General features: G+C 39.7%; 11 protein-coding genes. 1 reads left to right on the top strand and 10 read right to left on the bottom strand.

The window, feature by feature from the left end:
* Positions 1-7 precede the first annotated feature (7 nt).
* Genes tssL through tagH form a run of 4 tightly spaced genes read right to left on the bottom strand, consistent with a single transcriptional unit; the run spans position 8 to position 4510 of the window.
* Entirely contained in the window at positions 8-1315 is a 1308-nt protein-coding gene (tssL, locus tag RDV63_RS08510) for a type VI secretion system protein TssL, long form (RefSeq protein WP_313909072.1), read from the bottom strand.
* Positions 1316-1358: 43 nt separating this feature from the next.
* Complete coding sequence (gene tssK / locus RDV63_RS08505; protein WP_313909071.1) at positions 1359-2687, bottom strand: type VI secretion system baseplate subunit TssK; 1329 nt, start codon at positions 2685-2687, stop codon at positions 1359-1361.
* A 20-nt stretch (positions 2688-2707) separates the two neighbouring features.
* Positions 2708-3190 carry a type VI secretion system lipoprotein TssJ gene (tssJ, locus tag RDV63_RS08500; RefSeq protein WP_313909070.1) on the bottom strand — a complete coding sequence of 161 codons (483 nt, stop codon included), beginning with the start codon at positions 3188-3190 and terminating at the stop codon, positions 2708-2710.
* A 30-nt stretch (positions 3191-3220) separates the two neighbouring features.
* Positions 3221-4510: a type VI secretion system-associated FHA domain protein TagH gene (gene tagH / locus RDV63_RS08495; RefSeq protein WP_313909069.1), complete on the bottom strand. Its 1290-nt coding sequence runs from the start codon at positions 4508-4510 to the stop codon at positions 3221-3223.
* A 213-nt stretch (positions 4511-4723) separates the two neighbouring features.
* Between tagH and RDV63_RS08490 the strand changes: the two genes are divergently transcribed.
* A complete protein-coding gene (locus RDV63_RS08490) occupies positions 4724-6727 on the top strand; it encodes a serine/threonine-protein kinase (protein ID WP_313909068.1) in 2004 nt (667 codons plus the stop codon).
* On the opposite strand, the gene RDV63_RS08485 is transcribed toward RDV63_RS08490, so the two are convergent.
* Genes RDV63_RS08485 through gndA form a run of 6 tightly spaced genes read right to left on the bottom strand, consistent with a single transcriptional unit; the run spans position 6724 to position 12802 of the window.
* Entirely contained in the window at positions 6724-7569 is an 846-nt protein-coding gene (locus RDV63_RS08485; protein ID WP_313909067.1) for a cobalamin-binding protein, read from the bottom strand. The two genes, RDV63_RS08490 and RDV63_RS08485, sit on opposite strands and share 4 nt — an antisense overlap.
* A complete protein-coding gene (gene cobO, locus RDV63_RS08480) occupies positions 7569-8174 on the bottom strand; it encodes a cob(I)yrinic acid a,c-diamide adenosyltransferase (RefSeq protein WP_313909066.1) in 606 nt (201 codons plus the stop codon). Before cobO ends, RDV63_RS08485 begins: the two co-directional genes overlap by 1 nt.
* Before the next feature lie 31 nt (positions 8175-8205).
* Positions 8206-9228 (bottom strand): iron ABC transporter permease, encoded by a 1023-nt coding sequence (locus tag RDV63_RS08475; RefSeq protein ID WP_313909065.1) that lies wholly within the window; start codon positions 9226-9228, stop codon positions 8206-8208.
* 2 nt (positions 9229-9230) lie between these two features.
* Positions 9231-10025, bottom strand: a complete 795-nt coding sequence (locus RDV63_RS08470) for an ABC transporter ATP-binding protein (RefSeq protein ID WP_313909064.1) — start codon at positions 10023-10025, stop codon at positions 9231-9233.
* A gap of 57 nt (positions 10026-10082) precedes the next feature.
* Positions 10083-11282, bottom strand: coding sequence for a formate-dependent phosphoribosylglycinamide formyltransferase (gene purT / locus RDV63_RS08465; protein ID WP_313909063.1), 1200 nt, complete (start codon positions 11280-11282; stop codon positions 10083-10085).
* Positions 11279-12802, bottom strand: coding sequence for an NADP-dependent phosphogluconate dehydrogenase (gene gndA, locus RDV63_RS08460; RefSeq protein ID WP_313909062.1), 1524 nt, complete (start codon positions 12800-12802; stop codon positions 11279-11281). Before gndA ends, purT begins: the two co-directional genes overlap by 4 nt.
* Positions 12803-13005 lie beyond the last annotated feature (203 nt).

The following is a 13005-nucleotide window of genomic DNA, read 5'->3' as shown; positions in this document are numbered from 1 at the left end:
CTGAATATTATGGTAATAGGTCTATTTCGACACGTCGATTTAGTGCTCGATTAGTAGCACTCGTATTTTCGGCTAACGGATTGGCATCACCATGCCCTTCAGGCCATAATCTGCCTCGAAGATCAGCGCCCTTTGCTAGCGACTCTGCCATAGCGTTTGCACGAGCAAGAGATAAGTGCCAATTCGAAGGGTATTTACTAGTAAATATGGGCTGGTTATCTGTATAACCACTGACTAAAATGCGCCCTTCTGTTCCTTCCAATGCCCGCGCTATCTTAGCTGCAACAGGCTGAAAACTTTCGTTAATTCCGTTACTGCCAGGATTAAATAGCTGATCTAACGCCACTCGAATTCGTACTCGATCAGGTAGTTCAATAATATCTAATAGGCCTCGCCTAATTTCAGTTTGCAATAGTTGTTGTAATCGCAGTGTATCGGCTTGAACTTTTACACTACCTACTTCAGTTAAATCAGGTTGCCAAGTTACTAAGGTATTAAGATTGCGGTGCACCACATCAGAATAACTATTAATCTGATAGTTTAAATACATATAAATACCCAGTAAAAAAGCACCTATAACAGAGCAAATAACCCAAAGTGGAAAATCAGCATTTAATTTATTACTGGCCACTACTTGGCTGCGCCAACTAGAAGATAACTCCCGAGCAGGCTCTCCTCTTTGCGAACGAATAGCGCTGTAAGCTTTTTCTCGATACTGCTCTAGCTTCTCGTAGCCACGCTCTTCAATTCGCATCTTGCCGGCAAAGCCAAAAGACAAGCATAAATACTGTAATTCAAGTAACAATAAATGAGCTTTAGGTTCTGCAATAGCGCTATCTAACAAGGTAAAAAAGTAACTGCCACCAAAGGTTTCGTTGTGAAAAGTGGCAAGTAAACTTTCTGTTGCCCAATCACTGTTTTCACCCCAGCTGGTATTAAGAACAACCTCATCGAGAAATGAACACATGCAATAACGTGCATTCTGAATTAACTCGCTATTAATTTCTTTTTGTCTTAATTGCTGTTCATATTGATTAATTAATTGCACACATTGGGTTTTTAATGCGGCAACATCTGCATGTTGACGAGTGTTGCGCATAGCTGGGATTAATGAGAATAACGCTGCGGCATCATCAATTAACACATTATCACTGATAGATAAGGGCAATAATATTGGTATATTGCCATTGTTACGGCCACTTGATGATATTTGTGTTTTATCAACATTAATTTCAGCTTGCTCTGCTGATACGGCGGCTGTTTTTTTAATACCTCTACCACCTGGCTGCGGCTTTAAAACCGTTTTATCTGACATGCTGTATCGTCCGTGTTGTAATTAAAGCTATCAATCTTAGGCGTTAAACTTTAATTGCCCATAATTCAATTTTTAACCCTGGATAATTTCCAGATAGATGTAAGGCTAATCCGCCACTATTAGCTAAACGCTCCCAATAAATACTGCCTTTATCAAGCTGGAAATACTGATAGCCCGCATGATAAGGAATTTGTCTTGGTGCGACGGGTAATGCAGTAACAGAAATACCTGGCAATTGGTTATTAACAAGCTCTCTAATATGCTCAACAGGGCCTATTTTTAATCTGGAAGGAAGGAATTTACGTATATCTTCTGTAGGTAAATCTGCAGAGATAGCTAAAACAAATTGCGCATAATCTAATAGCGACTTATCTGTCAATGGCGTCACTAAAATACCAAATTTAGCTTGCTCTAATGGTAAGGCTTGAGCAGTTTGCTCTAAAACAACACTTAACGTTTGATTTAATATTACCCCTAAATTACCAAATACCGTTGTTAGCTCTTCATGCTCATATTGTGGAAAAGTTGGTGTGCGTTTATTGGCGCTGGTAAAAGTAGCTAACTCGCCAAGCATAGATATCATTAATCGATAAAAATTATGCGGATGCTCTTGTGCACTGACTTTTATATGCCGCAATAAAGGTTCATAGCGATTTAATATTTGTAACATTAAAAAATCAGCTATGGTATTTGCACTACCTTGTCCTTGGCCTAGCCGGTCAGATAATGCATCAGCACGTTGACACAACATACCTAAAGCTTCAGAAACTAAAGCACTTAATTGAGTATTTTGTTGCACTGACAAAGCGGGTGGAATAAAGTTTTTGACTAATTTAACTTCTCCCTGCTCAGTTAACTCTTTAATTCTAGCTATTGGTAAACTAATAAAACCGCCTCTGTCTTCAGAGCCAAGCTTATAAATTAACTTCAGTTTTGCTAGTTGTAATAGCTCTCTTGCTTCTTCTGCTAAGCTATTATCACTAACATTATGATCAGCGTAACTAAAACGAGTAATATCGTTTGCTGCTGCATCAGTAATATTCTGGCTGTGAGGTTTATCAATAGCGATACATAAATAAACTAATTGATCACGGCAAGATTTAGGGATCTGTAAAGCATTAGGTAAGGTCTCAACACTAGGTGCTTGAATTAAAGTGCCATCTGGCATTAATGCGTTCAATTCAGACAGGCCAAACTGACCAAACTTTAAACACTGCTCATCAATAGCTATGCTTTTAACTCCCCAAGCATACGCATTAATAAGAGCATTAAACTCACGCAGACGATAATCAATAGACCGCTCTTGCTGCTGAAAGTGTTGAGGACGTAAAAACAGTCCTTCAGACCAAGCAACACGACTATAATCACTCATTTATTTAATTTCCTTGTGAATTAGCGTTTGCGCTCTAAATCATGTTCACGAATATAAACAGCCAATTTATCAACATACACATAAAAGTCGTCATATCCTGTTGGTTTTACATCAACAACAGCACGCCACCTAGCACCTTCAATATCACGATATGCCGCAATAACCGCTACAGCTTTAGTTGCCGGCTGTAAGGCCATTTTGTAGCTAATACGCTCTCCTGGTTGAAAGATTAGTTCATCTTTTTTTAATAAATCAGTGCGTAGCACCTCATCTGCATTATCATAAATCGCAAAAAAATCTTGGTTTTCAATAATCGTTTTCGATGCTAATTCATACACTTTAATAATCACCGGTGAAGACCTACCTTCAAAATCCGGATTAATGTCTTGTGCAACTTTAAAATGTAACGTAGTCGATGGTGGAAATGTGCTATAAAATGTTTGACATCCACCAAGTAAAATAAGTATGAATACAGTGAATAAGTAACTTTTTATATGTTGCATTTTTACTGCTCCTAATTGGCTCTGTTTAGCTTATCGTTTAGCTAGATATTGTTCGTAAGCGCTTATAAAGTCAGTATTGACCCCACCGCTTGTGTTATTAAGCTCATTCATTAATGAATTATGCGTAAGCCGATAACTTTGCCATAACCTTGCTTGCCGCTGGGCAGGATTAATTTTATCTACAAACGACTGATTAAAATCTGATTGCTCAAACTTCTGTGGCGATAACTGCTCAAGTAATCCAGACGATATGCCAGAAACGCCTGCCAGCATGGCAGCTTCGTGCTGGGTAATATCCTTAAAAGCCTCTGCTATAGCTTGCTTTGCAGGCATAAAACTAGAATTTGGTCGATTAAATAAATTATGAAAAGCTTCATCCATACTGGCAGAAAACTTAAGCGGGTTATTTTCTCTTTGTTGAAATGTCGTTTGATTGACTCTAAAACTGTTTTTCAGATTAGATCTTGAGCGCATAATATCAATTAATCCTAATATGGATTGTTGTAATGCTGAACCTAACTGTTGCCATTGCCCTGCATTTAACGTTGTAGCATCAAGATCTGTTAAACCTAGTCCAGTTAAAAAAGCAGTTAAATTAGTCTGCTCACTATTATCGTTAATAGCTTGTTTTGTCGGTAAGCTTACTGAACTAGGCTCTGGTCTCACAGGAGTGTGAGTGGGTATAGCCTCAGATTTTTGCGAGTTATTATTTGTCCATCCACTATCCCAGTCATCGGGGATTAATGCTGCAGGCGCTAGATAATGATCGTCCATCGCCAAATTATTCGGCTGTCGACTCGAACCTGTTGTTACAGGCGAAGGAGCTGTAAATTGGTCAATACTAAAACCACCGCCAATATTGGTTTTAATCGCATTATTAACCGGCTTTTCTAACGCTGCATCTGCAATCAATTGCCCCTGCGCCAATCCAATGTTTGTATTATTATCATGGGTAGCAGCACTATTAGGATTAGGTAAAGCTTGTTCAGCAATCAATTCCACCTGAATTTCATAATCACCTAAGCAAAGCATATCGCCAGACTGTAGCTGGTGAGACTTAGCACCCAAAGCGTCAATACTTCTATTAACAAACAAACCATTAGTAGAGGTGTCTGTAATATAATAATTACCCTGGCGAAAGCTAATTTCAGCATGGGTGCCTGACACTACTCTTTCAGGATCAGGTAAATACCAGTCTGCCTGTTCGGAGCGCCCCAAAGTTCCACCACTTGCATTAAAACGTTTTATTGATACTTGTTTCGGCGATAATCTGTGATAACTCAACACAGATAATTCCAGTAACTTATCCCTTTGCACCACGAAACACTCCTACTAGCATGCAATAAACAATTCATTAACTATAAATTGGCCGCAAAGATTAAGTTAAATCAATTGTTACGTCAAGCCTGAAAATGTTAATTAAGGTAAACAATGGGCGTGACAAAAGATAGCTAATGTGAAATAATTGTCTAAATAAAACGGATTTTTAGCGCTTTGAGTAATAAAATTAATCAGATAAGGAGTTTAATACCAATGTCAGAGCAGGATCGGAGTAGCAGTATATCATTAAACAATGATTCTGATGCTGACAAAACTCGTTATGCAGTAAAGTCAGCAACATTAAATAAACATAATGTGCAATCGTTATCAGAAAACATCACTATTAAACAACGCTATAAACTTGAAGCTAAAATTGGCTCTGGTGGCATGAGTGATATTTTCCGAGCAACTGATTTATTTCTAAAAGAGGCCGGACTTAGTCATAATACGGTTGCAATTAAAGCTTTACAGCCACAGTTTGTATCTCAGCCTGAAGCTAGGCAATTATTATTACATGAAGCAAATAGTACCAAACAACTCTCTCACCCTAATATAGTGCGTGTTTTTGATGTTGATAATGATAAAGATCATTGCTTTATTGTTATGGAATATTTAGATGGTGAGACCTTAGAGCAAGTCATTAAACGCTATAAACCTAAAGGACTTAGCTTTACCGCAGCTTTGAAGCTTTTGCATCCTATTGCGGACGCTTTATCTTATGCTCATAGCTCAGGTATTGTGCATGCAGATTTAAAGCCGGCTAACATAATGGTAAATAGAGACGGTTTAGTTAAAACGCTTGATTTTGGTGTAGCCCAAAAGTTACAGTTAAATTACGACATGTATGCAGCTGATAACCAACAGAATAATGCTCAACTTAGCGGTTATACACCCGCCTATGCTAGCCCTCAATTACTGGCTGATAATACACCTACTGTTAGTGATGATGTGTTTTCATTTGCTTGCCTAACTTATGAGTTACTCACGAGTAAGCATCCTTTTGATCGTATACCAGCGAATTTAGCTCAACAACAAAATAAACAGTTAACTAAACCTGCTCATTTATCACTGATCCAATGGCTTGCTCTTAAGCAAGCGCTTAGCTTTAAAGCTGAAGAAAGACCAAAGTCTATTGCTATTTTAATGCAAAAATTACAGCGCTCAATTTGGCAGCCAGCGGCAATAGCTGCATCAATTGTTATTGCCATTAGCGCTGGATGGCATTTTTACAATGCGCAGCAGCAACATATCACGACATTTAAAAATAAAGCAGTAACTATTGAGCAGCAGCAAAAGTTTACCCAACAATTAGCCCAATTGCCGGCTGCAGAATTTATTGTTGAATTAAATAAACATGCCAGTCAATTAACGCCAGTTGAGCGAGCAGGCATAATTCGCTTGCAACAAGCAGCCGTTTTACGTGAGTACGAGCACCAAGTTGACGGTATTATGAGTGATCGTAGCTATGACTATCCTGATTATCCAAAAATTGAATCAATTTTAGCAGCGGCAAAATTGTTGTATCCAGATTCTGAACAATTAGGTGCTTTAGCCTTAAATATGCAACGTAGTAAAAATACAGCTATTGAAGTGTTACGGGATCAGCTCAATCAATTATTAATGACAAAGCAATACCAACAACACAGTGATGAACTAACACCTTTTAAGGTTATTGCGAGCCTACAGCGGGTAGATGCTAATTACACTGTTATGCCAAGCGAAGCTGAAGCTGCAGTCTATGCTGATGCTTTTGCTGCCGCAGTTGATAGCAATGACGCAGTTGCACTAGATCAATTAATTAATATAGGCCAGTTAATTTTTGCTAATTATAGCACTACAGCAAACTTAGTATTGCAAGGAGAAAAGTTAGCGTCAGCCGTAGCTGAACTAGCCGCTTATCGCGAGAAGTCTGCTCAAGGAGAAATGATTAATTTTCCTTATGCTGCTGCAGAAAGATTTTATCAACATAGTTTTAATCAATTAGAGCTTGCCTTAGTCCAAAGCAGTAATATTTCTGAAATAGATAATATTTATAGTCAGTTAAAAGCTTTTGATGAAGTTCTCCCGCAAGATTTTTCTTTACACGTTGCTATGCGCCGTAAATTAGCAGATAAATATTTAGAAAAATCTAGTGAGTTATTAAAAACAAATAAAGTTAGAACCGCAGAGCGGTTAATGCGACGGGCAAATGAACTAATGAGTAGTTTAAATAGTTAACGAAATAAGTCTAAACCGTGACAAAGCTGCTGAATACCTATTACAGTCCGTGGTGTGGTTCTGTATAGGTAATCAGCATTAACGGTTAAAAACTGCTGTTTTGCAACCGCTGGAATAGCCTTATAGCCTTGCCAATTTTTGCGTTCAGCGCTAGCTAACTCTGCGTTGTTAGTACCCGCTTTGGCGTGAATAATCACATCTGGCTGTGCAGCTAGTACTTGCTCTATACCTAGTTGCGGATAATCACCTTTACTGTTGGCAAAAATGTTATCGGCGGCACAAATAGTTAGCATTTGTTGCGGCCAGGCATTATTAGCAACAGTACTTAACGGCTTAGTGCTCATAGCAAAAAATACCTTTAACCGCTTTTTAGTCTGATATTGTTGACGCAAGGCCGTAAGTTGCTCAGTAAATAATACAGCTTGTTGCTCAGCTTGTTGTTGCTGGCCGGTTAGTTGACCAAAATAGATTAATTCAGTGGCAATATCATCTAAGGTTAAGGGGTTAGAAAACTTCACGTTAAAACCAAACTGCTGTAAGCGCTTAATATCAGCCGCTGAATTGCCATTTTGCCATGCAATTATTAAATCAGGTTGTAAAGCGATAATAGCTTCGACATTTATACCAGCATAACTGGCAACTCGGGGTAAGGCTAAAGCAGCTTTGGGGTAATCACTAAAATCACTTACCGCGACTAATTGCTCGTTAGCTCCGATAGCGTAAATTAGCTCTGTAATATGCGGGGCTAAACTAATAATTCGCTGCGGCTTAGCTTGTAGGTTAAGCGAATAAAAGCACAGGCCTAACAATAGTCCATATTGAACAAACTTTAGCAGTGCCATCACCAATCAATACCTTGTTGCGCTTTAATACCGTTATCAAACGCATGTTTAACGCTTTGCACTTCGCTTACTGTGTCGGCTAATTCTATAAGGCGTCGATGGCAAGCTCGGCCAGTAATTATAACATGTTGATTTTTAGGTCTATTAACTAACGCCTGTTCAATGCGAGTTAAATCAATATAGTGATAACTCAGCATATAGGTTAATTCGTCCAGCAAAACCACATCTATGCTGTCATCAGCCAAATAAGCTTCTGCTTGCAACCAAACTTGCTCGGCCGCGGCTATGTCAGCTGCTTTATCTTGTGTATCCCATGTAAAGCCGGTGGCCATCACAGTAAATTCAACGCCGTGTTGCTCAAGTAAGTTTCGCTCGCCACAATCCCAGCTGCCTTTAATAAATTGCACTACAGCAGCAGTTAAGCCATGGCCTACTGCTCTGGCAACAGTGCCAAAGCCAGATGTAGATTTGCCTTTACCATTACCGGTTATTACCAGCAATAAACCTTTTTCAGCAACGGCGGCGTTAATCGCTTGGTCTACTTTTTGTTTTAAACGTTGCTGGCGTTGCTGGTGTCGCTGTTGTTTTTGCTGCTCTGTTGTCATGTACTGCACTCTTTTTTGCTTGGCTACGCGTTTACTTTGCTTGGTTACGCATTAAAAATAAAAAGAAAATACTGCCAATAAAAGACGTTACCACGCCTAAAGGAATTTCTTGTTGCGGTAAAGCTATTCTGGCCAGATTATCTACCCAGATCATAAATAAAGCCCCTATTAAAGCGCTGGCTATTAACAGTTTTGTTGCCGTCACACCAAATAAATACCTCGCAATATGTGGCACCATTAAGCCTACAAAGGCAATACCCCCACTTTGCGATACTATAGCCGCTGTTAGTAAAGCTGTTGCTATAATAAGCACTAAACGTAACTTTACCGTATTTACCCCTAAGGTTTGGGCACTTTCATCACTCAGTAATAAAGCATCTAACTGGCGCCTTAAAGCTAAAGCTAACAATAAAACTAACACAAAAATGGGTGCTAGCAGCTTTACGCTAAACCAATCAGTTGGGCTTAAGCTGCCTAGCAACCAAAATATTACCCTATTAGCAGCAAAAGGCTCGGCAAAATATAAAATAAAGCTGGTCATGGCACTTAACATAAAAGACACGGCCACACCGGCTAGTAAGCTTAACTCGGGTTTGCGCCAATTGCTGCCAATACAAACAGCAAATACCATTACCACTGCCAGTAAGGAACCAATAAAAGCACCAACGGCAATACTAATAAAGTGTGCTGGCAATACAATACTAACAATAGTCGCACCTAAACCTGCGCCAGCCATTAAACCAAACAGGTAAGGATCGGCTAGCGGGTTGCGGGTGATATTTTGTAAAATAGCGCCACTTATAGCTAAACCTGCGCCAACTAAACAAGCGCTCAACAAGCGTGGCAAGCGAATTTGCCAAATAACGGTATCATAAATGCTATTAACAACCGGAGCAGAATTCGTTAGGTGGTTGCTTGTTGCTGGAGATAGCAGCACCTTAAATAGCTCAATAACGCTAATATTAACCGTACCTAACAATAAACTAGCCATTATACTCATTAGCAGTAATAAACTTATTAAGATAAAAAACACATTGGCATGATTTTTTAGCATTTTCAAAGCACCTGTTGCCCAGGCGCAACTGAGACTTGACAGGGATAAAACATAACTTGAGGTTTTGCTAGTTTACTATGCTGATATAGCTCACAAGGTAAGCCAAATACTTGCTGTAACAGGTCTGGTTGTAAAACCTGCTCTGGGCTACCAAAAGCCACTTGTTGGCCTTGGTTTAGCAGTAACAATTTATCGCAATATAATGCGGCTAAATTAAGATCATGCAAGCAGGCTAACACACTTATATTCAAGGCACTGATTAGCTGTAAAATTTGATGTTGGTACAGTACATCTAAATGATTGGTTGGTTCGTCTAGCAATAATAACTCAGGCTGCTGAACTAAGGCTTTGGCAATATATAACCGCTGCTGCTCGCCACCAGACAAAGTATCAACTAGCTGCTTGGCTTTAGATGCTAAGCCTACAGTGCTTAACGCCTGACTAACATTAGATCTGTCTTGATCGGTAGTGGTTTGATACCAGCTTTTATAAGGCAATAAGCCCATACTGGCAACTTCTGTGCTGGTTAAAGCAAACACTGGACTGACATTTTGTGCCACCACAGCGATTAATTGCGCTAGCCTAATTTGGCTGTAACTATTTAAGTCTTGCTGCTTTAATATTATTTGGCCTTGTCTAGGCAATAAGGCCCGCTGCACTAAGCGTAATAACGAGCTTTTACCTGCACCATTAGGGCCAATAATGCCAATAAACTCAGACGTTTTCAGCCGAAAATTTATATTATTTAATATCGTTTTACCGCTAAGCTGTAAACCAACATTTTGTAAAGCTAACAAGCAAAACCCCAAATATTTTGCCGGTTAAAGCTTATTGTAGATTTAGCTATTAAATGCTTAGTCATTAAAGGTCACGCTAACATTACTAATTACCTGCAAGGCTTTAGCTGTTGCCGTTTGCACATCTTCAGCTAAGGCTAATGCTACGCCCATTCTGCGTTCCCCTTGCACTTCTGGCTTGGCAAAAATGCGCAGCTCTGTATCGGGTTGCATTAAGGCTTTAGCTAAACCTTGATATTGAATGTTAGTGCTTTGGCCATTGACTAATAGTACCGCTGAGGCCGCTGGCCCGTATTGTTTAATATTAGGAATTGGCAAACCAAGAATAGCTCTGGCATGTAAAGCAAACTCACTAAGTTGCTGAGAAATTAACGTTACCATACCTGTATCGTGTGGCCGTGGCGACACCTCACTAAACCAAACGTCATCGCCTTTAACAAAAAATTCGACACCAAAAATACCGTAGCCACCTAAAGCTTGTACCACTTGTTTAGCATAGTGCTGACATTTTTCTAATGCTGCGCTAGACATAGCTTGTGGCTGCCAACTCTCGCGATAATCACCATCTTCTTGGCGATGGCCTATTGGCTGACAAAATTGAATACCAGATATGCTGTTAACGGTAAGTAAGGTTATTTCATAATCAAACTCTACTAAGCTTTCTACTATTACTCGGCCTTTACCTGCTCGACCGCCTTCTTGGGCGTAAAGCCAAGCTTTCTCTAAACCAGCTTCATCACGCAATAAGCTTTGGCCTTTGCCAGATGAAGACATCACAGGTTTAACAATACAAGGGTAGCCAATACTATTTACTGCGGCAAAAAAGCCAGCTTTGTCACTGGCAAATTGATAAGCGGATGTTGGCAGTTTTAATTCTACAGCTGCCAAATGACGAATGCCTTCTCTGTTCATAGTTAAGCTTACTGCTTTGGCACTAGGTACAACTTTAAAACCGCTTTGTTCTAACTCTACTAATACTGAGGTGGCAATAGCCTCTAATTCAGGCACAATAAAGTTGGGCTTTTCAGTAATTACAAGTTGCCTTAACGCCGCATTATCTAGCATAGATATCACTACAGCTTTATCTGCTACTTGCATGGCTGGTGCATTGGCATAGCGATCAACGGCTATTACCTCACAACCATAGCGCTTTAATTCTATACAAAGCTCTTTACCTAATTCACCTGAGCCTAATAATAATACTTTAGTACTACTGTTGGTGCCGGGTGTGCCAATTTTTACTGCTTGCTGAATCATTTTATTTTCACCATAGGTTTATTTGCTAAGCTCCATTCAACATGATACTTGTGGCCTTTTGGCTTGTCGGTACGCTCAAAAGTATGGGCACCAAAATAGTCTCGTTGGCCTTGTAATAAGTTGGCAGGCAATACAGCGGTACGATAAGAGTCGTAATAACTTAAAGCTGAACTAAGCGCAGCAACTGGAATACCCGCTAAAGTGGCATTAGCAACAGCTTTGCGCCAATTCTGCTGATATTTAGATATTTGTTTAGCGAAAAACGTATCAAGTAATAAGTTTTCTAATTCATCATCCCGCTGATAGGCTTGGCTAATAGATTGTAAAAACACTGCACGAATAATGCAGCCTGCACGCCAAATTTTGGCTATCTCGGCAAAGTTTAACTTCCAGCCATGTTCTACAGCTGCGGTTTTCATTAAATTAAAACCTTGTGCATAGACACAAATTTTTGCGCAATATAAAGCATCATGTAATGATTGAATGATTTCTTGTTTTTCTGTCGCTGAAATAATATTTTCAGCTGGACCAGCAAGGACGGTAGCGGCTTTAACCCGTTCAGACTTTAAAGACGATATAGCGCGAGCATAAACTGCTTCGGCAATAGTTGGCGCTGGGCTACCTAATTGTAAGCTACTTACAGCTGTCCATAACCCTGTGCCTTTTTGTGCTGCTTGGTCAAGAATAACATCCACTAGTGGCAAGCCTGTTTCAGAATCTTTAGCGGCTAAAACTTCGGCACTAATTTCAATTAAATAGCTATGCAATAAACCTTTATTCCATTGTTTAAATACCGCTGCTACTTCAGCAGCAGACATGTGTAAAGTATCGCGCATAACTTGATACACTTCGCAAATTAGCTGCATATCGGCATATTCAATACCGTTATGGACCATTTTGACATAATGCCCCGAGCCGCTAGGCCCTATATAAACGGCACAAGGCTCACCTTCGGTTACGGGCTTGCCAGGTTCAAAGCGTTCAATAGGCTCGCCTGTGTCTGCATCTACTTTTGCTGCTATTGCTTGCCAGATTGGTTGAATACGTGTCCAAGCATAAGGATCACCACTTGGCATTAAAGATGGACCAAAACGCGCTCCGACTTCCCCCCCTGATACTGCGGTAGAAAAGAAAATAAATTTACTTTCAAAGGCTTTTTCACGCGCAACTGTGTCTGTCCATAAACTGTTACCGGTGTCGACAACAATATCATCGGCACCAATACCCGCATCAATTAACTTGTAACAAACATCATCTACCGCTTTACCTGCCGGTATAGATAAAATAATTAAATGGGGTGCAGATAAACAAGATAACAATTCAGTATACGAACTACAGCCAATGATTCTTGCTGGCTGCTCCCCCCGCTCTTGACTATCTTGTTGCAATAATTGCGTTAGCTTTTGATGGTCTAAATCAAAAGCGGCTACGCGATAACCATTATCAGCTAGATTTAAAATAAGATTTTTGCCCATTACACCGGCACCAATAAATCCGATGTCACATTTTGGCTTAGCCATCTGACAATCCTTAGTAATATTCACAACAATGCGCTAAAGCCTGAGCAACGCGATTAAGACCATGTCATTATACAAAATGACAACAATTAAGCCTACACTCTAGCGCTAAACCGATGCTAAATCGACTATATTGTATTAACAACTAGGGCAAGAAGTGCTTTTTGTGACGCATTAAAAGGCATTAGCCAGACTTAAGCTCACTT

Origin of the sequence: Rheinheimera sp. MMS21-TC3, assembly GCF_032229285.1 — a bacterium.
In the GTDB taxonomy this organism is placed as follows: domain Bacteria; phylum Pseudomonadota; class Gammaproteobacteria; order Enterobacterales; family Alteromonadaceae; genus Alishewanella.
The sequence above is the reverse complement of the archived record's forward strand: the minus strand, read 5'-3'. Positions and strand labels throughout refer to the sequence as shown.